The organism is Panacagrimonas sp. (assembly GCF_965216805.1).
Lineage (GTDB): Bacteria > Pseudomonadota > Gammaproteobacteria > Nevskiales > Nevskiaceae > Panacagrimonas.
The window spans coordinates 828,853-854,079 of record NZ_CBDCGN010000003.1 but is presented as its reverse complement, the minus strand read 5'-3'; the positions used below and the strand labels follow the sequence as shown (position 1 = coordinate 854,079).

General features: G+C 63.0%; 16 protein-coding genes and 1 CRISPR repeat array. Of the genes, 10 read left to right on the top strand and 6 right to left on the bottom strand.

All coding sequences use genetic code 11. From position 1 onward, the window contains the following. Positions 1–194: 194 nt before the first annotated feature. From ACOOHP_RS16980 to ACOOHP_RS16945, 8 genes are all read left to right on the top strand, one after another. Positions 195–995 (top strand): enoyl-CoA hydratase-related protein, encoded by an 801-nt coding sequence (locus ACOOHP_RS16980; RefSeq protein WP_420467671.1) that lies wholly within the window; start codon positions 195–197, stop codon positions 993–995. A 116-nt stretch (positions 996–1,111) separates the two neighbouring features. After that, on the top strand, positions 1,112–2,416 hold the full coding sequence (locus ACOOHP_RS16975; RefSeq protein WP_420467670.1) for an enoyl-CoA hydratase-related protein: 1,305 nt from the start codon (positions 1,112–1,114) through the stop codon (positions 2,414–2,416). A 25-nt stretch (positions 2,417–2,441) separates the two neighbouring features. Beyond that, entirely contained in the window at positions 2,442–2,864 is a 423-nt protein-coding gene (locus ACOOHP_RS16970) for an FAS1-like dehydratase domain-containing protein (RefSeq protein ID WP_420467669.1), read from the top strand. Beyond that, the gene (locus tag ACOOHP_RS16965; RefSeq protein ID WP_420467668.1) at positions 2,861–3,271 is read left to right on the top strand and encodes a MaoC/PaaZ C-terminal domain-containing protein; all 411 of its coding nucleotides are present in this window, start codon (positions 2,861–2,863) and stop codon (positions 3,269–3,271) included. Before ACOOHP_RS16970 ends, ACOOHP_RS16965 begins: the two co-directional genes overlap by 4 nt. Then, positions 3,268–4,527, top strand: a complete 1,260-nt coding sequence (locus ACOOHP_RS16960) for an acetyl-CoA hydrolase/transferase family protein (RefSeq protein ID WP_420467667.1) — start codon at positions 3,268–3,270, stop codon at positions 4,525–4,527. The genes ACOOHP_RS16965 and ACOOHP_RS16960 overlap by 4 nt, the downstream gene beginning before the upstream one ends. A 164-nt stretch (positions 4,528–4,691) precedes the next feature. Next, a complete protein-coding gene (locus ACOOHP_RS16955) occupies positions 4,692–5,621 on the top strand; it encodes an SDR family NAD(P)-dependent oxidoreductase (protein ID WP_420467666.1) in 930 nt (309 codons plus the stop codon). A 42-nt stretch (positions 5,622–5,663) separates the two neighbouring features. After that, entirely contained in the window at positions 5,664–6,848 is a 1,185-nt protein-coding gene (locus ACOOHP_RS16950; protein ID WP_420467665.1) for an acetyl-CoA C-acyltransferase family protein, read from the top strand. Positions 6,849–7,265: 417 nt separating this feature from the next. Then, a complete protein-coding gene (locus tag ACOOHP_RS16945; RefSeq protein WP_420467664.1) occupies positions 7,266–7,979 on the top strand; it encodes a haloacid dehalogenase type II in 714 nt (237 codons plus the stop codon). Between the two features lie 9 nt (positions 7,980–7,988). Beyond that, a CRISPR array of direct repeats spans positions 7,989–15,992; the repeat unit is 28 nt; unit sequence TTTCTGAGCTGCCTACGCGGCAGTGAAG. A 128-nt stretch (positions 15,993–16,120) separates the two neighbouring features. Here the strand turns inward: ACOOHP_RS16945 and cas6f are convergent. From cas6f to csy1, 4 genes are read right to left on the bottom strand one after another with little or no spacing between them, the layout of a single operon-like run. After that, positions 16,121–16,681, bottom strand: coding sequence for a type I-F CRISPR-associated endoribonuclease Cas6/Csy4 (gene cas6f, locus ACOOHP_RS16940; protein ID WP_420467663.1), 561 nt, complete (start codon positions 16,679–16,681; stop codon positions 16,121–16,123). Positions 16,682–16,684: 3 nt separating this feature from the next. Beyond that, a complete protein-coding gene (gene csy3 / locus ACOOHP_RS16935) occupies positions 16,685–17,713 on the bottom strand; it encodes a type I-F CRISPR-associated protein Csy3 (protein ID WP_420467662.1) in 1,029 nt (342 codons plus the stop codon). Positions 17,714–17,732: 19 nt separating this feature from the next. Then, positions 17,733–18,716, bottom strand: a complete 984-nt coding sequence (gene csy2, locus ACOOHP_RS16930) for a type I-F CRISPR-associated protein Csy2 (RefSeq protein WP_420467661.1) — start codon at positions 18,714–18,716, stop codon at positions 17,733–17,735. Next, the gene (csy1, locus tag ACOOHP_RS16925; RefSeq protein WP_420467660.1) at positions 18,713–20,020 is read right to left on the bottom strand and encodes a type I-F CRISPR-associated protein Csy1; all 1,308 of its coding nucleotides are present in this window, start codon (positions 20,018–20,020) and stop codon (positions 18,713–18,715) included. Before csy1 ends, csy2 begins: the two co-directional genes overlap by 4 nt. A 119-nt stretch (positions 20,021–20,139) precedes the next feature. On the opposite strand from csy1, the gene ACOOHP_RS16920 reads away from it, so the two are divergent. Further along, the gene (locus ACOOHP_RS16920; RefSeq protein ID WP_420467659.1) at positions 20,140–20,430 is read left to right on the top strand and encodes a nucleotidyltransferase family protein; all 291 of its coding nucleotides are present in this window, start codon (positions 20,140–20,142) and stop codon (positions 20,428–20,430) included. Next, complete coding sequence (locus ACOOHP_RS16915) at positions 20,427–20,810, top strand: DUF86 domain-containing protein (protein WP_420467658.1); 384 nt, start codon at positions 20,427–20,429, stop codon at positions 20,808–20,810. The genes ACOOHP_RS16920 and ACOOHP_RS16915 overlap by 4 nt, the downstream gene beginning before the upstream one ends. A 14-nt stretch (positions 20,811–20,824) precedes the next feature. Here the strand turns inward: ACOOHP_RS16915 and cas3f are convergent, their stop codons facing one another. Next, positions 20,825–24,187, bottom strand: coding sequence for a type I-F CRISPR-associated helicase Cas3f (gene cas3f / locus ACOOHP_RS16910; protein ID WP_420467657.1), 3,363 nt, complete (start codon positions 24,185–24,187; stop codon positions 20,825–20,827). Further along, entirely contained in the window at positions 24,184–25,161 is a 978-nt protein-coding gene (cas1f, locus tag ACOOHP_RS16905) for a type I-F CRISPR-associated endonuclease Cas1f (protein WP_420467656.1), read from the bottom strand. Before cas1f ends, cas3f begins: the two co-directional genes overlap by 4 nt. Positions 25,162–25,227: the final 66 nt, after the last annotated feature.

Genomic DNA, 25,227 nt, shown 5'->3' with positions numbered 1-25,227 from the left:
GCGTTCCGCCGGTGGCCTGAAAGCATGCCATGGAGCGGCTTTGCGCTCCTGGGCCCGGGCCTCTTGCGTACCCGAGCGCAGCGCTCTATCACGCAGGGAAGATATGGTATGGTTCCATACCACTAAATCGCTTCCGGCGCGGCATGCCTGCCGCCGGAAGCCATCAGCCGGTCACCAACCCACCGAGAAGCCCCATGGCCAATGAGTCGAACTACAAGGACATCACCTACGAAGTCGGCGCCAACGCGGTCCGCATCACCATCAACCGCCCGGAAGTGTTCAACGCCTTCCGCGTGCAGACGGTGGAGGAACTGATCGATGCGTTCCGCCGTGCGGACGAGGAAAAGAGCGTCAACACCGTGATTTTCGGCGGCGCCGGCGACAAGGCGTTCTGCACCGGCGGCGACCAGAAAGTGCATTACTCCGAGGACGGCCTGTACGGCCCACGCGGCATGGTCGGCTTTCCCATCGAGGAGCTGCAGTCGGCGATCCGCGACTGCCGCAAGGTCGTGATCGCCCGAGTGCAGGGTTTCGCCATCGGCGGCGGCAACGTGTTCTGCACCATTTGCGATCTGACCATCGCCTCCGAGAAGGCGCAGTTCGGTCAGGTCGGCCCCAAGGTGGGCTCGGTCGATCCGGGCTTTGGCACCGCGTATCTGGCGCGTGCCGTGGGCGAGAAGAAGGCGCGCGAGATCTGGTTTCTGTGCCGCCGCTACAAGGCGCAGGAAGCGCTCGACATGGGCCTGATCAACAAGGTCGTGCCGCACGACGACCTCGACGCCGAGTGCGAAGCCTGGGCCGCCGAGATCAACCTGCTGTCGCCCACCGCCATCGCCATCGCCAAGCGCAGCTTCAACGCCGACTCCGAGAACATCCGCGGCATCAGCTTCATGGGCGTGGCCGCGGTGAAGGGCTACTACCAGTCCGAGGAGTCCAAGGAGGGCGTCAAGGCCTTCAACGAAAAGCGCAAGCCGGACTTCAAGCGCTTCGTCTGACGACCAAGCGCTTGAAGCAGGCGTTAGCAAAAGCGGGCGCAGCGAATCACGCGACCAGACTACCGACGCCTGACCTCTAACGCCTAAAGCGGGCGCAGCCCGTGTCCCAACGCCCAATGACTGATTCAAAGACTGATTCAAACCTCCATACCGAACTCGACGCCGACGGCGTGCTGCTGGCGCGCATCGACATGCCCGGCCGCGCGATGAACGTGTTCTCGCGCGACATGATGGATTCGCTCGAAGCTTTGGTGACGCGCGCCGGAAGCGACGATCGGATCCGTGCGGTGGTGCTCACCTCGGCCAAGCCGGCATTCCTGGCCGGCGCCGACCTGGCCATGATCCAGATGTTCACCGAGCGGGCGCGCACCGACAGCACCGCCGAACTGCATCAGCTGTTCGGGCATCTGGGCCGCCTGTTCCGGCGTCTGGAGACCAACCCCAAGCCCTTCGTCGCGGCTATCAACGGCCTGGCGCTGGGCGGCGGACTGGAAGTGTGCCTGGCCTGTCGCGAGCGCGTGGTGGCGGACGATCCTGCGATTCAGCTCGGCCTGCCCGAAGTGAAGCTGGGCCTGCTGCCCGGCGCTGGCGGCACGCAGCGGCTGCCGCGCCTGATCGGCACCGCCAAGGGACTGCAGATGCTGCTCAGCGGCGAGCCGGTGACGCCGACCGAAGCGCTGGCGCTCGGGCTGGTCGATGCGATGGTGCCGGCCGACCATCTGATCGAGACTGCAAAGCAGCGCGCGCTCGGCATCAGCCGCGCACAGGCGCCCTGGGATGCACCCGGCGCACGGTTCGATAGCCAGCCTTACGACTTCGGCAACGCTGATGCCGCGCGCCGCGCCATCGTCGCTGCGGTCGGCATCAGCGACTACCAGTGGCGCTACTACCCGGCCTACCAGGCCATCGTCGATTGCGTGATCGGCGGTTGGTCTCTGCCGATGACCGAGGCCGGCGAACACGAGATGCGCATCTTCGTGGAACTGATGCGCGATCCGGTCGCCGGCAATATGGTGCGCAGCCTGTTCCTCAACCGGCAGAGGGCCGCCAAGCAGGGACTGCTGGGCGAGCAAAGCCCGTTCGCACAGGGCGACGATGCGTTGCTGGCGCGTCTGCGCCAGGCCAAGGCGCAGGCCAAGGCCATCGACGCCGACGAGGACACGCGCCTGCTACTGGGCGCCGCCGCTGCGTTCGCTTGCTGGCAGGCTGGCAAGGCCGAGCCCACCGATCTGGCCGATGTGGCCGCGGTCAACGCGGGGCTGTTTCCGTCTTACACCGGCGGGCCGTTCAGCTGGCTGCAGCAGCTTGGGCCCGCGGCCGTCAGCGCCCGCTGCGCCAACGCAGACGCGGCCCTGCAAGCGGCGCTGGCACCGCTGGCACAGATTGGCACCTTGCTCGGGCGCAACACGGCCGCGGCCTGAGCGACATACCGCGACATTCACTCCCATGGCCATCGATCGTGCACATCTGGGTTACTCGCTTCCGGCCTTCACCGTCGAGGTGACGGCGCAGCGGCTGGCCGACTTTTGCGCTGCCGTCGGCGAGGCCAACGCCGCCGCCGACGCGCCCGCCCCGCCCACCTTCATGAAGGCGATCGAAGGCGAGAACCACAGTTCGCGGCGCATCCTGGAAGCCTTGTCGGTGGACCTGCGCCGGGTGCTGCACGCCGAGCAGCAGTTCGAATACTTCGCGCCGATCCGCGCCGGCGACACCCTGCAGGTCCAGCGCAAGGTGACCGACCTCTACGACAAGAAGGGCGGCGCGATGGAGTTCATCGTCATCGAATCTTCCATCCGCAAAGCCGGCGGCGAGCTGGTCGGCACCTCGCGCCAGGTGGTGCTGGTGCGCAACCCGGCGACGCGCTCATGAGCACCGGGCTGACCCAGGCCGCGGTCGGCGATCTGGTCGCGCAATACGACACCGGCCCCGTGACCCGAGAGCAGTTGCAGGCCTACGCGCGGGCTTCGGGCGATCTGAATCCACTGCACCTGGACCAGGCCTTCGCGCAGAAGGCCGGATTCGACGATGTCATCGTGCACGGCATGCTGGGCATGGCCTTGCTGGGCCGGCTGCTGACCGGCCCGCTCGGCGCACATCCCTTGCGCGCGTTCAATGCCCGCTTCGGGGCGGTGATCCCGGTTGGACGCGCGTTGCATTGCCGGGCTTACCTGGACGCGATCGAATCGGACGGTTATCGGTTGCGCCTGGAAGCGGTCGACGACCGCGGCACCGTCGCCATTGGCGGCCAGGCCATCGTCCGCGCATCCGTGCGGTGAACACCCCGGACCTGTCCAGCGTGGAAGCGGTGGTGGCGGCGCTGAAGCCGGGCATGAGCGTGTTCGTGCCCGGCATGTCCGGCGAAAGCCTGGCCTTTGCGGAAGCATTGCGCGCCAGGCCCGAGGCCGCGGCAGGCGTGCGCTTTGTGGGCGTGCACTTTCCCGGCATCAACACGACGGACTATCTGGGCCTGCACCCCGAGGCCCGCCAGCGCGCCTACTTCATGACGCCCAGGCTGCGCCCCGGGCTCGCCGACGGCCGTGCCGAATTTTTGCCGCTGGACTATCCGGGCATTTTTCGCGACCTGTCGGAACACGTGACCGTCGACCTGGCGATCGCCCAGGTCAGCCCACCGGATGCGGCCGGGATCTGCGGCCTGGGCGCGAGCTGCGATTTTCATCCGGCGATCTGGGCGCGCGCGCGTCGGCGCATCGCGCATATCAATCCCAGCCTGCCACGCACGCGCAGCGCCTTTGTCGTGCGCGGTAGCGACTTCGACGCCGCGTTCGAGGCGCCGCAACCCCTGCTCACCTACGACGCCGGCGTTCCCGATACCGCCATGCTGAAGCACGGCGCGCGCGTGGCCGCGCTGGTGCAGGACGGCGACACGCTGGAATTCGGCGTGGGCAAGCTGCAGGCGGCGATTCTGGCCTCGCTGCGCTCGCATCGCCGCCTGCGCGTGTGGTCCGGCATGGTGTCGCCGCCGGTGCTCGGCCTGCTGGATTCCGGCGCCATCCGTGGGCGCGGCAGCGTGCAGGCCGGCGTGGCCCTGGGCGACGCCGCCTTCTACGAACGTGTCGGCCGCGATCCAGCGTTTCTGTTGCGCCCGGTCAACGAGACCCACGACGTGCGCCGCATCGCGCGCATCCGCAGCTTCTGCGCGATCAACTCGGCGGTGGAAGTGGACTTGTTCGGCCAGGTCAACGCCGACTCGATCGGCAGCAAACTGGTGGCCGGCGTGGGCGGCCTGCCCTCATTCGTGGCCGGTGCCAGCCTGTCGCGCGGCGGGCGTTCGATCATTGCCCTGCCCGCCACCACCGAGGACGCTCGCCGCAGCCGCATCGTACCCAAGCTGGGCGCAGGCTTCACCGCCCTGCCCCGTCACACCGCCGATCATGTGGTGACCGAACACGGCGTGGCGTCGTTGCGCGGCCTGACCCTGCATGCGCGGGCGCGCGCTCTGATCGACATTGCCGCGCCGGCGTTTCGCCAGACGCTGGCACAGCAGTGGGACGAAATCGCGCGTGCGCTGTGACGCGCTGGAAAGACGAAATGCATTTGCCGTGGATTTCACGAATGAACGCGGATACTGGCAAAGGCGAGGCCATAGAGGATCGAACGCGAGTTGCGGTGAAGAACATCTGTGTCGATCCGTGAAATCCGTGGCCAACAAACCCACCTGACCGAGACCCCCGAACCATGAACGCTCCCGCTTCCTCGAACTTGCTTGCCGGCAAGGTGGCCATCGTCACCGGCGCCGGTCGCGGCATCGGCCGCGGCATCGCGCTGGCCATGTCGGCCGAAGGCGCCAGGATCGTCGTCAACGACCTTGGCGTCAGCCTCACCGGAGGCTCCACCGGCGAATCGCCCGCCGACAGCGTGGTGTCCGAGATTCGCGCCATGGGCGGCGAAGCCGTTGCGGACACGAATTCGGTGGCGAGCTTCGACGCTGCTCACGCCATGGTGGACACCGCACTCAAGACCTTCGGGCGCATCGACACCATCGTCAACAACGCCGGCAATCTGCGCGACGCGATCTTTCACCGCATGAGCGAAGAGGAATTCGATGCCGTGATCGCGGTGCATCTCAAGGGCAGCTTCAACACCAGCCGCGCCGCCGCGCCGCACTTCAAGGCGCAGGGCTCGGGCAGCTTCATCCACATGACCTCCACCTCCGGCCTGATCGGCAATTTCGGACAGGTCAACTACTGCGCGGCCAAGCTCGGCATCGTCGGGTTGTCCAAGTCCATCGCGCTGGACATGCAGAAGTTCGGGGTGCGTTCCAACGCGGTGGCGCCGTTTGCGTGGACGCGCATGGTCAGCTCGATTCCGGACGAAACGCCGGAACAGAAGAAGCGCGTGGAGGGCCTGAAGAAACTGATCCCGGAAAAGATCGCACCCTTCGTCGCCGCGCTGGCCAGCGATCAGGCCCGGCATGTGAGCGGTCAGATCTTCGGCGTGCGCAACAACGAGATTTATCTGTTCAGTCAGCCGCGTCCGATCCGCACCGCGCACACCGCAGAAGGCTGGACGCCGCAAGCCATCGTCGACCGCGTGTTCCCGCAGTTCGAAAACGACTTCTACGCGCTGCACCGCTCGGGCGACGTGTTCACCTGGGACCCGGTGTAAGAACCTATCCGGTGCATGCCCTTTCCTTATTTCGAGATCGACATGAACAAGCCTGACATCGTGGTCCTCAGCGCGGTGCGCACCGCCATCGGCAGTTTTGGCGGAGGCCTGAAGGACGTGCCGCTGTCGCGCCTGGCGACCCTGGCGGTCCAGCACGCCGTGCAGCGCGCCGGGGTGTCGCCGGAAGCGGTGGGGCACCTCGCCATGGGCAACGTCATTCCCACCGAACCGCGCGATGCCTATCTGAGTCGCGTCGCCGCGCTGGAAGCCGGCCTGCCCCAGGAAACGCCCGCCTTCAACGTGAACCGGCTGTGCGGCTCGGGTCTGCAGGCGATCGTGTCGGCCACCCAATGCCTGCTGCTGGGCGATGCCGACATCGCTATCGGCGCCGGCGCCGAGTCCATGAGCCGCGGGCCGTATTTGATGCAGGCCGCGCGCTGGGGTGCACGCATGGGCGACACCCAGATGCTGGATTACATGACCGGCATCCTGCACGACCCGTTCGAAGGCATGCACATGGGCATCACCGCCGAGAACGTCGCGGCGCGCCACGGCATCTCGCGGCAGATGCAGGACCAGCTCGCGGTGCAAAGCCAGCAGCGCGCCGCCAAGGCCATCGCCGAAGGCCGCTTCAAGAGCCAGATCGTTCCGGTGGAGATCGCCACGCGCAAAGGCACCGTGGTGTTCGAAGTGGACGAACACGTGCGCGGCGACACCAGCGTCGAGTCGCTGGCCAAGATGAAGCCCGCCTTCAAGAAGGACGGTCTGGTCACCGCCGGGAATGCCTCTGGCATCAACGACGGTGCTGCAGCGCTGGTGCTGGCCACCGCAGACAAGGCCCAAGCGCTGAATCTGAAACCGCTGGCCCGCGTCGTTGCTTACGCCCACTCCGGCGTGGAGCCTGCGTACATGGGCATCGGCCCGGTACCCGCAACACGCGCGGCACTGGCACGTGCAGGGCTCAAGGTGTCCGATCTCGACGTCATCGAATCCAACGAAGCCTTCGCCGCCCAGGCCTGCGCGGTCACCCAGGAGCTCGGCTTCGACCCGGCCAAGGTCAACCCCAACGGCTCCGGCATCTCGCTGGGCCACCCGGTCGGCGCCACCGGTGCCATCATCGCCACCAAACTGATCCACGAACTGCACCTCAGCGGCGGCCGCTACGGCCTGGCCACCATGTGCATCGGCGGCGGCCAGGGAATTGCGGTGATTTTCGAGCGGGTTTAGCAAAGCCGCTCGAAGAGGAAAGAGCCGCACGCACAAACAGAAATGACCAGTGCGCGTTCGGCTCTTGGGCCTTCCTCTTCTGTACAACACATGTCGCGAAGCGATCGAATGACGCACTGACGCGCATCACCCGAGACGCGGCTAGTGGAGAGATCGTCTGCGTAGTCGGCGGACGCTATCTTCCAACCCAGCAGGCAACGGGTTTTCTGTGTGCGGACAGCTGCCTTGCTTGAGGAACAGTTGGCACTCGCCGGCCCCGATTATCGAGCTGAGTGAGTCAGAACGTCTACGAGAGTCTCGTCAGAATAACGTCGAGCGTGGCATCGTTGAGGCCTTCCCGTACCGCGTGCACTTAAGTGATGCCGAGCTCGACAGGTTAGTTGAGCATCCAATTCCATTATTCGAACTGAAACCGACATGAGCCCTGCATTCGATGGTATCGAGGCCTGCGTGTTCGACGCGTATGGCACGTTGCTCGACTTCAACTCCGCCGCTGACCAGGCGCGAGACGTGCTCGGTACTCGTGCCGAGAAGCTGTCCGATCTATGGCGCTCGAAGCAGGTTCAATACACGTGGCTAAGGTCCCTCATGGGCGCCTATGTCCCGTTCTGGCAAGTCACTGGCGAGGCCTTGGACTACGCGCTGGAGACGCTTCAAATCGACGATCCCGCCCTGCGATCCCGCCTCATGAACCTGTACCAGCAGCTATCGCCCTTTGCGGACGCCGCGCCGGCTCTGCGTGAGATACGCGCTCTGGGCTACAAGACCGGCATTCTCACTAACGGATCGCCCGAAATGATCGTCACCGGCTGCCAGCACGCGGGTCTGTCCGGTTTATTGGACTTGATCCTTTCGGTCGCGGAGGTAGGCGTGTTCAAGCCGCATCCGAGCGTCTACGAACTCGCCGAGAAGCGTTTCGGAGTCCGTCGAGAGCACATCGCTTTCGTATCTTCCAACGGCTGGGACGCGGCGGGCGCCGCTCATTTTGGATTTCGCGTCGCCTGGTGCAATCGCTACGACCAACGGCCAGAGCAACTCCCAGGTCAGCCTCACGCCGTCATTCAATCGCTGGCACAACTCCCGCGGCTGCTTCGCCGAGGCGGCGGCGCCGACGATTTGGCGGACCTATAGCCCGAGGGGTTTCTGAGCTGCCTACGCGGCAGTGAAGGCCCAGCGCGGCAAGATGATCACGTCGATCCTTTTCTGAGCTGCCTACGCGGCAGTGAAGTCGTAGATGCCGGCGCGGGTCGCCAGGATGTTTTTCTGAGCTGCCTACGCGGCAGTGAAGCAGGTGACCACGCAGGACGAGTCAATGGCCGCTTTCTGAGCTGCCTACGCGGCAGTGAAGACCCTGCCGCTGCCGGCCATGCCGGCGCCGGTTTTCTGAGCTGCCTACGCGGCAGTGAAGGGCTGCACCGGCGTCGTTGGCCGGCGCGTCGATTTCTGAGCTGCCTACGCGGCAGTGAAGCTTAGCCAGGCGCCCTCGGTGCGAAGGATGGCTTTCTGAGCTGCCTACGCGGCAGTGAAGGTCGCGGGGGTCATCGTTTAACGACCGTTCCAGTTTCTGAGCTGCCTACGCGGCAGTGAAGACCCAGGCCTCGCTCTTGCCCAGCGCCTTGACTTTCTGAGCTGCCTACGCGGCAGTGAAGGTCAACGCCGGGCAGCTCACGACCACCAGCGGTTTCTGAGCTGCCTACGCGGCAGTGAAGCATGGCCTGCTCGGCGGCGCGCCTGCGCACCATTTCTGAGCTGCCTACGCGGCAGTGAAGGGCGAGGTGCTGCAGGAACTGGGCAGCATCAGCTTTCTGAGCTGCCTACGCGGCAGTGAAGCGTCGGGCGGAGGCCATCGAGCGCGAGGTACATTTCTGAGCTGCCTACGCGGCAGTGAAGGCCATGTGCCTGGGGCGGGTGGTCACGTGATCTTTCTGAGCTGCCTACGCGGCAGTGAAGGTCCTGCACGCGCATGGGGCGCAGCGGGTAGCTTTCTGAGCTGCCTACGCGGCAGTGAAGGGTGTACCGCGATTGCGTGCACAGCCCTGATGTTTCTGAGCTGCCTACGCGGCAGTGAAGCTCGACCTTGACGGCTACACCCAGCCGCTGCATTTCTGAGCTGCCTACGCGGCAGTGAAGAATCGCCCCCCACTTTCCGGGCTCACGTCAATTTTCTGAGCTGCCTACGCGGCAGTGAAGGCGGTGGTGCCGGTGGCCGGGGATGTTCCGACTTTCTGAGCTGCCTACGCGGCAGTGAAGGAGACGCGACAGGTATCGCCTGCCCCTTTTGCTTTCTGAGCTGCCTACGCGGCAGTGAAGCACGCGGCTGACGGTGGCCTCATGGACGCCCATTTCTGAGCTGCCTACGCGGCAGTGAAGGTGGTCTGAGCCATCGCGGTGGGCGCGATGGTTTTCTGAGCTGCCTACGCGGCAGTGAAGCCGAGGCCCCTGTCCCGGACGGGTCTTCCGTTTTTCTGAGCTGCCTACGCGGCAGTGAAGGTCGCGGCCGTCGCGGCACCGCGTGTCGGTCATTTCTGAGCTGCCTACGCGGCAGTGAAGGACCAGTCGACGGCGGCCGTGAGGCCGTCGTATTTCTGAGCTGCCTACGCGGCAGTGAAGGCCCTCGTGACCGATGACGACGACAAGGAGACTTTCTGAGCTGCCTACGCGGCAGTGAAGTCTGGGAGGGGCTGCCGAAGCAGGCCCTGGAATTTCTGAGCTGCCTACGCGGCAGTGAAGAAGATCATGACGGCCGATCAGGTGCGGGACGATTTCTGAGCTGCCTACGCGGCAGTGAAGCAATTGGCCAGCCTGCAGGCTGAGATCGTCAATTTCTGAGCTGCCTACGCGGCAGTGAAGACGAAGGGCGCGACGACGACGATAAACACGCCGTTTCTGAGCTGCCTACGCGGCAGTGAAGTCGGACTTCTCCCACAGCTCATCGATGCGCGATTTCTGAGCTGCCTACGCGGCAGTGAAGCTGTTCGGTGCCGCACGCTGGGGATTGCACATTTTCTGAGCTGCCTACGCGGCAGTGAAGGCTGATCGGCGCCAAGCTCGAAGAACTCGGATTTTCTGAGCTGCCTACGCGGCAGTGAAGATGGCCAGGCGCACTTGCAGGCCGGCGCGGTATTTCTGAGCTGCCTACGCGGCAGTGAAGTCGACCGCAGCTAAGGCTTCGCGAATACGGCGTTTCTGAGCTGCCTACGCGGCAGTGAAGCTAATGGACTACCTCGAATTCCTGAAGGGGAATTTCTGAGCTGCCTACGCGGCAGTGAAGCACTCGGCGCCGCATATTCATCGCGGCTGCCTTTTCTGAGCTGCCTACGCGGCAGTGAAGAGATACGAAGGCGAGTATGGCTTAGAGGCGCTTTTCTGAGCTGCCTACGCGGCAGTGAAGATCGACGCGGCGAAAGACTGCGGCGCGCTGACTTTCTGAGCTGCCTACGCGGCAGTGAAGGCGCACGCCCCAACGCTGCACCGTGCGAGTCATTTCTCAGCTGCCTACGCGGCAGTGAAGACCCCGTGCAGTGCAGCGCGCATCGCGCCGAGTTTCTGAGCTGCCTACGCGGCAGTGAAGCACCCCACGGCCGCGTTCGCGGATTTCGAGGCTTTCTGAGCTGCCTACGCGGCAGTGAAGAGTAAGAGCAGATCTCTCCGCCTTGCTGCACATTTCTGAGCTGCCTTCGCGGCAGTGAAGCACCACGGCGTGGCGGCGGTCGTCTTCCTCGATTTCTGAGCTGCCTACGCGGCAGTGAAGCCGTCATAGCAGTTCTCGGCACCGCGCGTGATTTTCTGAGCTGCCTACGCGGCAGTGAAGATCACCCGGCCGGCCAGCATCTCCGCGGTCAATTTCTGAGCTGCCTACGCGGCAGTGAAGCTGATCTGGCTGCCGAAGATGGACCTGGGCGTTTTCTGAGCTGCCTACGCGGCAGTGAAGCGACAACGGCACTGTATGCGTTGGCGTCCGCATTTCTGAGCTGCCTACGCGGCAGTGAAGATGAGGAGTTCATCGATCGCGTTGCGCTGGAATTTCTGAGCTGCCTACGCGGCAGTGAAGATGCACCGCAAAGCGCCGCTGTCGCTGCTGGTTTTCTGAGCTGCCTACGCGGCAGTGAAGAGTGGCGGGTATCGCCAACCATGTCGCCGTAATTTCTGAGCTGCCTACGCGGCAGTGAAGCGTAAGAGCCTGCCCGGTGTCCATGACCCCTATTTCTGAGCTGCCTACGCGGCAGTGAAGGTAGCCGCGCTGGCGTAACGATTGCGCAGCCATTTCTGAGCTGCCTACGCGGCAGTGAAGATCCGGCGGGCACATCGGCAGCAGCACGCGCATTTCTGAGCTGCCTACGCGGCAGTGAAGGCCAAGTAGCACCGTCAAGCCGTGTTCAGGTATTTCTGAGCTGCCTACGCGGCAGTGAAGGCTCAGCCCGCTGTCGATGGCCTGCAGGTAGTTTTCTGAGCTGCCTACGCGGCAGTGAAGCTTGCCGATGTCGCCCTGCGGCTCATTGCCCATTTCTGAGCTGCCTACGCGGCAGTGAAGTGCCCACGTACATCTGCCGCATCGAGCCATCCTTTCTGAGCTGCCTACGCGGCAGTGAAGCACCAGGTCCGCCATGCCCAGGCGCTTGAGGTTTTCTGAGCTGCCTACGCGGCAGTGAAGATTTCGCCTCGAAGCTAGAGATCAGCCGGGAATTTCTGAGCTGCCTACGCGGCAGTGAAGGGCGATGATCGTCGAAACCGAGGTGAGGGAGTTTTCTGAGCTGCCTACGCGGCAGTGAAGTATCCGCCACGGCGATGCCATGCTGTGGGCATTTTCTGAGCTGCCTACGCGGCAGTGAAGGTATCGAACCTCGCCCCTGCGGCACTGGAAAATTTCTGAGCTGCCTACGCGGCAGTGAAGGAGAACAGCGCCTCGCCATAGGGCTGGTCATATTTCTGAGCTGCCTACGCGGCAGTGAAGCTGTGGCTGGACGTGTTCTGGAACATGGGCAATTTCTGAGCTGCCTACGCGGCAGTGAAGGTCTGTGCGTTGCCATTGCCGTTTGTCCTGGCTTTCTGAGCTGCCTACGCGGCAGTGAAGGTATTGGTCCGGCCTGTCCCTCAGGTCGTCCATTTCTGAGCTGCCTACGCGGCAGTGAAGTTCCGAATGGTCATCGTCTGCCCGTTCGAGGCTTTCTGAGCTGCCTACGCGGCAGTGAAGCTGACGCTGGCCAGCACGCGCGAGAATCCGACTTTTCTGAGCTGCCTACGCGGCAGTGAAGTCTCGACGCCGCCGAGCTTTGTCGTCACGTCATTTCTGAGCTGCCTACGCGGCAGTGAAGCATGGACCGCATCGGGTCGCTGTCTCCGCGTTTTTCTGAGCTGCCTACGCGGCAGTGAAGGTCGAACTGGAATGGGCGCGCCAGTGCGCGGATTTCTGAGCTGCCTACGCGGCAGTGAAGTCGGCCGCGTCGGTCAGGTCCACCTGGGTGCTTTTCTGAGCTGCCTACGCGGCAGTGAAGTCCTGCGTGACGGAGCGTGACAGCGCGTGACATTTCTGAGCTGCCTACGCGGCAGTGAAGCCGGGACTCGTTCGATCACGTCGGCACCGAATTTTCTGAGCTGCCTACGCGGCAGTGAAGAAGCTGCAAGGCGGCGCGATTGTTTGGGACAATTTCTGAGCTGCCTACGCGGCAGTGAAGCCTTGCGGCACCTGCGCCGGCAGGATCGGGGCTTTCTGAGCTGCCTACGCGGCAGTGAAGGCCTGGGCGGCTCGTAATCGAGAAGGCCGCCGTTTCTGAGCTGCCTACGCGGCAGTGAAGTCCGGGCTCGGTCCATAGCGGCGCACCACGCCTTTCTGAGCTGCCTACGCGGCAGTGAAGTGCCGACCGTCCGCCGTGTCGGCCTCGATCCATTTCTGAGCTGCCTACGCGGCAGTGAAGGCTGGCCGTCTCGACATCGATCTCCCGCTCTATTTTCTGAGCTGCCTACGCGGCAGTGAAGGCCGATCTCGGCCAGGCTCAGGTTCCCGGCGCTTTCTGAGCTGCCTACGCGGCAGTGAAGCGCACTGTCGGGATCAGCGTCTCCCAGCTATTTTTCTGAGCTGCCTACGCGGCAGTGAAGCGTATGAGCTATTGCCTGAGTCGATCATTATCTTTCTGAGCTGCCTACGCGGCAGTGAAGCCCGGGTTATCGCGCTCAGTTTCGCCGCGGAATTTCTGAGCTGCCTACGCGGCAGTGAAGGGCCGACTTCCGGCCATCCTTGATCTCGATCAGTTTCTGAGCTGCCTACGCGGCAGTGAAGACAAGGTTCTGAAGAAATTCTTTTCCCTTGACTTTCTGAGCTGCCTACGCGGCAGTGAAGCTGTACAACCAGATCAGCCTGGAAGGCGGGCATTTCTGAGCTGCCTACGCGGCAGTGAAGGCCAAGTAGCACCGTCAATCCGTGTTCAGGTATTTCTGAGCTGCCTACGCGGCAGTGAAGTGGAGAGCCTTCCACTTCTTTGCCAGATCGTGTTTCTGAGCTGCCTACGCGGCAGTGAAGTTCTTTTTCTTGGCTATTGGCTATTGGCTTATTTTCTGAGCTGCCTACGCGGCAGTGAAGGCGAGGGGGCCTGACATGAGCGCGCTCTCTGATTTCTGAGCTGCCTACGCGGCAGTGAAGGATTGCGCGAGCCCTCGCGAGGATTCTCGAAATTTCTGAGCTGCCTACGCGGCAGTGAAGGCAGGAAAGCGCTTTACTGGTTATGCCATTACTTTCTGAGCTGCCTACGCGGCAGTGAAGTAGCATCTCCTTCCGCGTTTCTGCTGCGGTCGTTTCTGAGCTGCCTACGCGGCAGTGAAGTCGGCGAGGGGCCAAAGTCTGGTGACGCCAATTTTCTGAGCTGCCTACGCGGCAGTGAAGTGTTCCTGAGCGGCCCGCTTGCCTTCCTCCGCTTTCTGAGCTGCCTACGCGGCAGTGAAGCAAGTGCGCGCGCGGATGCTGTCCTGCTGTAATTTCTGAGCTGCCTACGCGGCAGTGAAGAGCTACCAAGTTCGTTATTGGTGGGGAGGCGATTTCTGAGCTGCCTACGCGGCAGTGAAGCAATCCGTGTTCAGGCAGGTGATACAGGTTCGTTTCTGAGCTGCCTACGCGGCAGTGAAGATCCGGTCACAGATGCGGCGGTATCTGGTCATTTTCTGAGCTGCCTACGCGGCAGTGAAGGCACTGATCATGTGCCGGCCGGCAAGCGGGCCGTTTCTGAGCTGCCTACGCGGCAGTGAAGTTTTCAGCAAGGTTCCGTGGTCCGAGATCACATTTCTGAGCTGCCTACGCGGCAGTGAAGTCCGCGGCATAGGTCACCGCACCGGCGCCGAGTTTCTGAGCTGCCTACGCGGCAGTGAAGTCTGCAAGCGCAACGTCGAGAGGATTCTCGCATTTCTGAGCTGCCTACGCGGCAGTGAAGGCGCTGGCCTCCTATCGGACCCCGACCGAAGTTTTCTGAGCTGCCTACGCGGCAGTGAAGGAAAGCGGGCGACTGCTCGCTGATCTTCTGGATTTCTGAGCTGCCTACGCGGCAGTGAAGGCCGCGTGAAGCCAAAGTTCGTTTACGAAACATTTCTGAGCTGCCTACGCGGCAGTGAAGGCTCCGCGCGATGGATTACTGGCCTGTGTCTCTTTCTGAGCTGCCTACGCGGCAGTGAAGATGAATACGGGGTGCCGGCCTTCCCGCAGTATTTTCTGAGCTGCCTACGCGGCAGTGAAGGCGTGAGAGCCGGGGACGCCGTTATCCGCCACTTTCTGAGCTGCCTACGCGGCAGTGAAGCCCACCCCGCTCCGGCGGGGTTTTTTGTGGGTTTTCTGAGCTGCCTACGCGGCAGTGAAGGCGTCCCCGGCGGCGGCCCTTTTCTGAGCTGCCTACGCGGCAGTGAAGGAGTGCAAGACGGCCGTTTCATCTGACGCCAATTTCTGAGCTGCCTACGCGGCAGTGAAGGTCGCGTCGATGCTCAATATCAGCGAGCGAACTTTCTGAGCTGCCTACGCGGCAGTGAAGAGAGGTGAAAGAGCATTGCTTGGCCAGCTCGTTTTCTGAGCTGCCTACGCGGCAGTGAAGGCGGATATGCGGCTGCGGCGTGAGATGGGCAATTTCTGAGCTGCCTACGCGGCAGTGAAGTTCGGTGATGTCCAGCACCACGTCGCGCGCTATTTCTGAGCTGCCTACGCGGCAGTGAAGGAAACCAGCGTTGATAACGCCGTTGACCTGGATTTCTGAGCTGCCTACGCGGCAGTGAAGCAGGGCACGGAATGGGCGATCGGCAGCAGTCATTTCTGAGCTGCCTACGCGGCAGTGAAGGGCCAGTAGCGTTGCCGGACCAGATAGCGCCATTTCTGAGCTGCCTACGCGGCAGTGAAGTTCGTTCGGAATACCCGCGCACGCATTCACGCATTTCTGAGCTGCCTACGCGGCAGTGAAGCAGTCGCTCTGCGCCCTGCGGCCCGCTACGCATTTCTGAGCTGCCTACGCGGCAGTGAAGCCTGCCGCAATCGGTCGGCTAAGCCCGGGCAATTTCTGAGCTGCCTACGCGGCAGTGAAGTTCGGGCGGCCGGTGTCGCTGGCTGCCGCGCATTTCTGAGCTGCCTACGCGGCAGTGAAGCACCCGCAAGGGAATGCCTGTAATCAGGCGGCTTTCTGAGCTGCCTACGCGGCAGTGAAGTTGGCAAAAACCTGCTTTGCGCCTTCCGAAACTTTCTGAGCTGCCTACGCGGCAGTGAAGGTTCAGCGGCTTTTGCAGTGGGCGATCCTTGATTTCTGAGCTGCCTACGCGGCAGTGAAGTGCCGACCGTCCGCCGTGTCGGCCTCGATCCATTTCTGAGCTGCCTACGCGGCAGTGAAGAAAGCCCGGCCCCAACCGGGACCGGGCGCGTATTTCTGAGCTGCCTACGCGGCAGTGAAGGACGCATCCGCCGAGCGCGAGCAACAGCAGACTTTCTGAGCTGCCTACGCGGCAGTGAAGCGGATGGCATGATCCATTTGAGAATGCCCTCGTTTCTGAGCTGCCTACGCGGCAGTGAAGCGGAGGATGCGGTAGACCTCTCCGCGTACCTATTTCTGAGCTGCCTACGCGGCAGTGAAGACGTATGCACTTGACGAGGCGGTCATCGGCCTTTTCTGAGCTGCCTACGCGGCAGTGAAGAAGAGCGAAACTGGCAAAAATACTTCTGCCGTAAACACTAAGCGCAAAGAAGCTCCGCCGACCATCGTCCTCAGACAGCATGCAAGCTACTGAATATGATGAACCCTTGGTTCAATCAGAAAAAAGGGTCAGAACCTCGGTAGGGACGCCGTACTGCTGAAGCCATAGGCGTTGAACTTGCCCCCAACTGGCGACTCGGTCGGTTTCTGTCGTACGAACACGCGAAAAGCTTGCCCGGTGCTGCTGCTGCGTACGCTCAGAAACGGCAGGTTCAGCATTTCGGCGGCCGCGTCGGGAATCGCCGCCGTTGCCTGCTCCGCGGTGCAGCCTTTGCGTTTCATCATGCGGCGTCGCAAACGCTCAGGATTACTCTTGGCCTGGACGCGACGCACCTGCCACCAGCCAGTATGTGTCGGCACCATCGTGATCGCGGATAACCGGACGTGGTCACGCACACCAGCTAGCCACTCGTGGGTCATGAGTCCTTTAAGCGCCACTTCGGTTCCGTGGAGCCTGATACAGGTTCCGAGCCCATGCTTCTGCCCTTGCGCAGTGGGAAACGTGATTCCAACGTTGTCACTGCCAAGATGCGCCAGCACGCGGTGCAGCTTGGCGAACAGGGCATTCATCAGGTGGGTGGGCGAGAACTCTGGATCGGGCAACAGCCGGATGTCCAGATAGTGGTCCATGGCTCAGTTCACCTCGCCGAATACACCACCGCGCACCAGCACGGCCATCACGAAATGCTGATCGCCTTCATCGGGAACCTTGCCCTTGAGCACCCAGTTGTCGAGCAGCGAATAGAAATCTGCCTTGGCCTTGGGCTGACGATACGCCTTGCCCTGCGTCGTGACCGAGCCGTAAGGCTCCACCGCAATCGGTCCCAGTTCCCCGGCATCGGGGTACCAGGTGTCTACCGTACGAATGGCGTTGCCGAGCTTTTGCGAATGGATGCCGGCGATTCCGTCCACGTGATAGAGCGTCTTGCTCTTGTCGCCGCGCCCTCGATCGAGGATCAATTCCTGCGAAGGGAACACCTCCTGCCCCGCCCCGACGCGGACGAAGGCCGTGACGCTCAGCAGAACGTGGTGCGCGCCCTTCAATCCGCCTTCGATCAGCGAAGCCAATTCGGCCAGTTCGGATGCGGCCTGGCCGGAAGCCTCGAAGCTGCGCAGGGGCAACGCGAGTGCATCGAACTCCCAGGTCTTCTCGGCCCTTCCGTCCACGAGCTTGGACACGCGTACCAGCACCTGCTCGGCACCCACGCGGTTGCGCCACAGGAAACGTCCGTTGGCCAGGTTGAATGCATACCGGCGCGCCAGTTCCCCGAAGCCAAGTGACTCCGCGTACGACTGCACGGTTTCCAGCAAGCGCTTCTGGTAGGCCGCGTCGTTGCAAGCTGACGGCGTGCCGGTGCCCCGCAGCGCACGCAGCGTGAACCGGACCTGCAGGGTGTCGGCATCGCCAGGCAGCGCCGCCACATCGACAGTCTGGAGATTGGGATTCTCGATGGCGGCGTCGAGCTTGGCCGGGTCCTGGTCCTTGGTCTTGAGACGGTTGGAGATGGTGCCTCGCACGGACTTCGGACGCAGTGCAACCGGCTTCCAGGCGTCAGCCTGGTCGCGCTCGTTCCAGTTCCCGGAAAACAGCAGCGCGTCGGAAGGATCCAGCTTGCGCTCGAAGGCGAGCACCGAGGCGGTCTTGAGGTAGGTATCGGACATGTTGGTTACTCCTTTGAATTCAGTTTTGGATAGTCGCGGCGAAGTTGGAATACGCGTTGCGGGCTCGATACAGGCCGGTGGCCTCGTCGGCGTCGCCATACCACAGCAGGGCGTTGATTTCGGTGATTCGATGCGGGCTGACCCACTCCCCCAGCGAGTAAAGGCTTTCCACGAAGCGCAGCGGGGTCCGCGGATCCCGCGCATGGGTCACGGATCCGGCGGGATACACGCCGGTGAGGGCGCCGTAACCCACCGGGATGGGCACGATCCAGCCCTTGCGCTCATCGGGCTTCCATTCCACCGACGTTCTCCCGTCCGCTTGCACGCTCTGCACCGCGCACCAGTTGAGGCGTGAGGAATGCAGCCAGGCATCGAGCGCGCTGGCATCCGGATTCGCGGTGCGCAGTTCGTCGAGACGGCTCTGCAAAAGATCGTCGCGACACACCAGCGCAAAACCTGGCAGCCAGCGTCGGCGCAGCTTTCTCAGCGCCTTGGCCCGGTCTTCGAAGGCATCCCCCAACGGGACAAGTTGCGGACTGGGTTGCCGGACCGGCGCCATGGACGGAATGACGCTGCCACCAGCCACGCGCGATTCGGCCACTGCATCCGCCACCGCCTGCGCAGTGGCCTGCTTCTCGTCATCCGACGCATCCAATGCCGCACCGCGCACACCGAAGACAAGCGTGAGGTCCAGGTGAATCCGCCCCTCCTCCACGATCGCGGCCGTGCTGCCGTCCTTGTCCACCGGGTTGCGCGTGAGTCGGAACGCGCGGGGATACCCCTCTGCGGTGACCTGCTCCTCGAAGTGATGACAGATCACACCCACCGCATCCAGCGTCAGGGCGTGATGCTCGCCCAGCTTGCGCTCCAGCGCCCACATCAGCCCCAGGAACGCCGTGATCGAGGGAAAGCCATGCGTCATCGGGCTGGAGATCGCGTTAGCGTTCTGGATGCGCAGTCGCGGCAGGATCAGCAGACCCTTGATATCCGGAGGCGCCTTCACAGTGCCCCGTCCTTGGCACGCTGCCGCCATTCCAGATCGACGCCCAGTTCATGCGCCCAATAACGCTGCTCCACGTCGCCGACCGGCAAGCGGCCTTCGAGCTGGCTGTTGAGCCAGTTACCGAAGCGCTTGCCCACCGCGTCCGGCCAGTCCATCCACGTCCATTCGGCGCTGAACGCCTCGTCCGATTCCCCGCGCCGCGGGTCGAGCCAGAGCCGTTCCTCCATCGGCAACTGGCAACGTGGGTCGCTGCTCCAGCCTGGGGACAAGATGGCTTGGAACTCGGCAGCAAATACGATCAGCTCGTCGATCAGTTTGTCTTCGTAGGCCTCGCGCAACTTCCGCGTCTCGACGTTCGGATCGGGGTCGGACGCCAGAAAGACGAGCAGTTCGCCGACCAGCCGCCGTACTTCCGGCTGGCGGCCGAATCTCCGAAAGACCGATTCGGCGTCATAAGGCGCTCGAATGCTGCGGGACTTCCAGGTCGGCGGCAGCGAGGCCAACAAGTAGTTGACGCCGCGTCGTTCGCTGTTGAGCTGCGAAATGTTCTGCGGCTTGGTGCCTCCCAGTTTCTGGACGGCGAGACCGGGGTATTCGTGGAACCCCGTGGGGTGCAAGGAGTCCTCGCGCTTTGCCTTGCGCGCTTCCTTGGCCTCTTCGCTGAAGCGGTCATGGTCGATGACCTCGTAGACCGCCTGGGCCAGCGAGCTGGCGTAAAGCGGCGCCAACACCTGGTAGTCAGCGTCGTTTTGCGGGTCCTCGCCCACCAGCCAATAAAGCTGCTTGCCTCGAGTGTGCGAGCTGACGTCACCCCGTGCGGCCGTGATGCTGACGAAGGCCGCGCACCAAGCCTCGGCCTGCCGCGCATCGTCACTGAGCGCAGCGATCAGGTCGTTATCGTGGTCCAGCATCGAAGCCAGCAGCGGCCGACCGTCGGCTTCGACTTTGAGGAACTTGTAGACGTCGAGCGCCGCGGCATTGCCGACCACATCGCCGGAGAAATTTGCTGGGAGGCAGTGACTGCCCACCTCAACATGCGCGCCCAAGTTGTCTGGCGGGCAATAGAGGTTGGTACCGCGCGCATCCGGGTGGATAGGTTTTAGGGAGTGGGTGACGGCCTGAATCTGCGTGACCCTTCGAGCGGCATCGGCAATCCACGCCGTGTATTCGAACTGGGCCAGCAAAGCCTCGCGTTTGGGGTCGTCAGGGGGAAGCTTGTCCAGCTTGTCGTCGCAACGCGCTTTCAAGAAGCCTTGGATGGCGGCGCGGAACATCCCTCGCCGGTCAGGAGGATGGTCGGTCATTTCGATGACTCCATGGGTTTGGCTCTTGGGGAGCCGGTTGAATTTCCAGAGCGACGCCGCTCCGGGCCAGGGTCAACAATGGATGGAATCCCGCTGCGTCCTATGCTGTACTCAATCACATGAATCCATCTAATGCTCTGATCGAGAACCGGTCCACGGTTCGTGAAATAGTTGCGCGGTTCCGCACGACGAATCCACGGGTATTCGGCTCGGTGTTGGCCGGGGCTGACGGCATCGACAGTGATCTAGACCTGCTGGTTGACCCGCTTCCCGGCACCACGCTGTTCGACCTGGGCGGGCTGCAAGTTGAGCTGGAAGCTCTGCTCGGCGTGCCGGTGGACCTGCTGACCCCGGACGATCTGCCGGCGAAGTTCCGCGACCAGATTCTGGCAACCGCGCGGCCGATATGAGCGCGCAGCGGCTCAGGACCTATCTTGAGCATGTGCGGGAAGCCGCTCAGCAAGCCTGCGCCTACGTCGAAGGGTTCGACGAGGTGGAATTTCGTGCGGACAAACGCACGCAGCAGGCAGTGATGATGAATCTGATTGTTCTGGGCGAGGCCGCCACCCAACTCCTCAAGAACCACAGCACGTTTCTCGCACGGCATCCCGAGGTTCCCTGGACCAGCATGAAGGGCATGCGCAACCGCATGGCGCATGGTTACTTTGAGATCAATCTGACCGTGGTCTGGGAAACAGTACGCACGGCACTTCCGAGCCTGCTCTCGCAGCTTCCGCCGATTCTTGAAGCCGCGGCGTTGGATGCGCCCGGCGACAACGAGCCGAGGTAAGAGCGCTCGGCGATTCACGCCTTGCGGGTGAAACCCAAAGCCGGATGAAACCACCATCCCTGCTCGCTAAACGGAAGCGTCACCTTCCCGTATTTTTCGGCACAGCGTTCCAGTGACAGGTCCTGCTCCTCGGCCAGGGTCGCAAGCGCACTCAGGTAGTCGGCTTCAGCCCAGGGCCTGATGCGCGGGCCATCGAGCAGCGCGCTTGAAATCCGATGATTCAGGCTTTTCTCGATCTTCACGTAAATCGTGTCGAAGCGGCGCTCGCCGGGATCGATGCGGAACAGCTCGTAGTCGTCCTCGTCTTCGTTCGGCCTCAGCACCAGTTCGACCCGAGGGATGGGGTCGTCACGGAAAGGCTGTTGCTGCGGCAGCACGGCAGTCAGCGATGCGTCGGGGAGCGACCAGGCACTGCTCGCGTTGATAGCAGGCAGTTGTGGCTTAAGGCCAGCTCGAAGTTCCCGACTGGACAAGGGTTTTGCCGGGATCTGCGAAGGCAGCATGTCCCTGGCCAGTCGATGGTGTTCGAGATCGCCCAGGTTTTCGTTCGGACGCAGGTCGACCTCGGCGCGGGCCAAGATGCGCGGCCGGGCATCGATGACGCTGCGCTCGTCGTCCTCCAGCAGCGTCTCCAGCCTATGAGCGACCAGACGGAATTCCGGGTCCTCAAAGCCTGGCTTGCAGAACGCCGGCTCACCGCGCTTCTCGAAGTGCCGCAGGTTGGTATCGAAGATCAGAAGGTTCGCGACTTCGCAGGGCTCGGACCGATGCCGCCGCACCCGCCCCGCGAGTTGGATGAGTGAGCGCATCGACGATGGCTCGACGATGGCCCAGTCGTAGTCATGGTCGCGCCCGACCTCGGTCACCGGCGAGCCGAGCACGATGAACAGGTGATCCTGCTCCGGGCCCGCGTTCAGGCGCTCGCGGATATCCGGCAGTTCGAACACCGCCTGCGGCCGCCGTCGATCCAATGCGCGGTCGAGTCGCTGTTCGATCGCCGAGCGAACCAGCAGCGGATACTGGGAGTGATAGACGCAGAGGTGGACGCGCTGTCCCTCCATCGCGCCGAGTGCATACAGGGCAAGAGCCACATCGAACTGCGGCGCGATATTGGCCATGCGCACCAGGCCGAAGCTGACGCGCTTTCCGCTTGATGGATCGATGCTGTGATGCTGCCGGTGCAATTCCGCGGCGCCATCCCGCACGTGACGGGCAAAGGCCTTGCGTATACCGGCGGTGTCCTGTGTCTCGATCTGCAAGGGCAGCAGTCGGCTGCGGCGCCGCACCACGGCCCTGGCCAGGCAGGCGTGGCGCTTCCCGGCGAAAGCCTGATGCGCCAGCCGGAACGTCGAGGCGTCGGCGCAATCCTGCTGCGCCTGGTTGAATTCATCGAACCAGGCGCAGCAGATGTTGGGCGGCGCCCCCGGCCGTTCGCCGCGATTGCGCTGGTAACAAGCCCGCCCTTCGCGATATGCGAGAAACAGGCCCTCGACCAGCGAGGGCGGCAGCGTGGCCGACGACAGCAGGACGCGCGAGCCCAGGAGCCCGGCCCAGTGAACCAACCGGGTGAGCGCGGGCAGGTCGGCCAGGTCGAAATCGTCCGGCTCGTCGAGCACCAGATCGCCGCTCATCATGCGCAGCATCGGCGCAATCTGGCGTCCACCGCGCTGGCTTTCGGTTGCCGGTGTCAGATGATCGACGGTGCAAACCAGTAAAGGCGCCATCAACAGGCTGCGAATCTGCGGATCGTGCGTGGCACGCTGCAACAGTGGATGCTCGGTGTTGCCCTCATAGCGGACGTGGCTGTCTTCCGGCAAAAGCGCCTGCACAGAAGCCGAGCCGCTACGCTCAGCCAGCCGTTCGTAGTGCTCGAACAGCTCGCGGTTGGCACTGCCGCCAACCCGAATGGCGAGATCCTCGTCAGACAGGCCGAGCAGGTCGCGGAACGCACGGCCTGTCTGCAACGTGAGCGCACGCAGGCCAAGGGCGAAAGCGCAGCGTAATCCCTGCTGCGGATCGGCAAGCGCGTTCATGATCCGCGCATTCGCGAGCGTCTTACCGCAGCCAGTGGACGCGAGGTTGACGATGAACGCACCTTGCCGCGCGGCGCGCAGGCGCAAACCGCTCGTGGTATCGACCGCGCGGTCCTGCCAGCGGAAACGACCGTCGCCGCTACGCTTCTTCAAGCCCTTGTGGCGCACCAATCGCGGCAAATGTCGCTCGAAGCCGGCCAGAGCATGTGAAATCGTTCCCGCATGTGCCTCGACGCCAAGCAGATGCTCGTCCAGCGGCTGGTTGGGTTGCCCGTTCTTGCGCTGCGTATTGGCCAGCAGGGGATAGCCGCGCTCACCCTGCATGCGGACCGTTGGGTCTTCGAGACTGGAATAGTGATGATCCGCCAACATCAGCGTCAGCCGCGCGAGATGCATCACGTAGGGGTTGGACGTCCAGGGACCGGAGCCATGGCTCTCGACCACGGTCAACAGGCGACGCGCCAAACGTGCCGCCTTCTTGCGCCACAACGCCGTGGTGACGGGCAGTCCGTGCGGGAACGTCCAGTAAGGTTTGATTCGGCGCTGATCCGTCTCATCGCAACGCTCGTTCCACCCGGAGTGGATCGCACTCAGCACGTCGCGAAGCTGCTCGCTGCGGAAGTTGTTCACCTTCGCACCAAGCCTGCGGCCTCCGGTTTCGGGCGGCTGTGGCAACACGGGCAGGCGGTGATGGGTAAGCACCAGCCAGCCAATCGCCTGCGCCAGAGGCGGCAGGTGCGGGAACGGATACGGGGTTACGGCGTTGATCCCGTCGCGCTGAAGATTGTCGAGCCAGCTGGCATCGTCCGCCTTCGTGGGTTCAATCAGACGCCGCAACCATCCGACATCGTCCGAAGGGCCGACGAAGGCTTGAAAGAGGCGTAGCGAAATCCATTCATGTCGATACAGGTTTCGCTCGATCGGCGACCCGGGGCGCAGGCGATCCTGGAACGCCTGACACGCCTTGCCCAAGTCGTGCAGCAGGGCCGCGAGCGCGGAAAGCAGGCGAATATCCTCGCCGGTGTGCCAGTCGTTCTCGTCGGCCCGCCGCATGACATCGCGGGTGGTGGTGTTGGTGGGCACCGCTCCTTCGGCGTTGAAACGGCCAGCGTTACCAACGATCCAGAGCAGTTCGCTGTGGTCGCGGCCGCGGATCCAGTGACAGGCAACGGCAGTGTTTTTGCGCGCGGTCTTGCGCAGCAGGCGTCGCAATGTATCCAGTCCGGCCTGCGTGATCGCCGTCTGCCAAGTGGAGTTGCCGCGACGCTCCGCAAACTGGTCCAGGATACGCCGGGTCTCGGTGAGCGCGCGCTTGTCGCACTGCGAGATCAGCAATACGTTCATTGCGCGCGTACACCTATCTCCGCAGCGACGCACTTAAGCGTTTCGATCATAAAGTCGAGCGACTCAGTTTGAGTCAGGCGCTCAATACACGCCTGGCGAAATGCCTGCTCCTCATCACCACGCATCGCGGATATGAAGGCCTGCGGCAGGATCACCGCATCCTTCACAAGGTCGGCAACGTCAAACACCAAACCGCCTCGACGGGTCTTTCCGTGCAGAACTGCCAAACCATGCGGCAGCCCGAGCACCCAGGTTGCGGTGGCGCCGAGGCCGTATGCCAAATAATTGCCGTGATCGAGGAATCGGTTGGCGGGATCAGTACCAGACCCTCCCTTCGCGCGTGTGAAATCGCCATAGCGGGTCGCGTCGACAGCCAAGCGAAACAACGCCTTGGTCAGCCTCGCCTCTTCCGTCAGCAGAGCCGCAGTGTCTGGAGCCGTGTCGGACGTTGTTGCCGCACGATCCAGCAAGCCGGTCAACCGAGCTCGATCCACATCGAATCCGGCCTCTCGCAGCGGACGACTCTCCAGCCAAGCCCTTCGGATTCGCTCAAGGCGCGCACGTTGCAACGCCTTGGCCGCTTGCAGGCGCAATGTATCGTCGAACCAGAACCGCACCCAAGCCTGGAGATACTCGGTCGGTCGGTACTCACTTTGCGGCGAGAACCAAGCGACTTCGATATCCATCTCATTGGCGCTGAACAGCGGGGTTCCACCACCACCACAAAAGCCCACCATCACGCCGGCCTTGGCCAGCTCCCTCATCGCCGCTTGAGTGATCGATGTCCCGGTGCCGAGCAGCACGGTTGTTGTGTTGGCGATCGGGATGTTCCAGTAAAGCGATTCCCGTCCCTGATCGGTGACGTATTCGACTCGGCCCCCTTTGACCAGTACACGGCAATGCTGCAGGTAGTAGAGGTTCGCCCGCTTGGAATGCAGAATCGACTTCAGATCGTTCGCGAATATTTGTTCCACGGAGTGACTTTGACCGGGAATGCAGCCCGAAAGTACTTCGAGCTGTCTCCCCTTTTCAAACTCAGT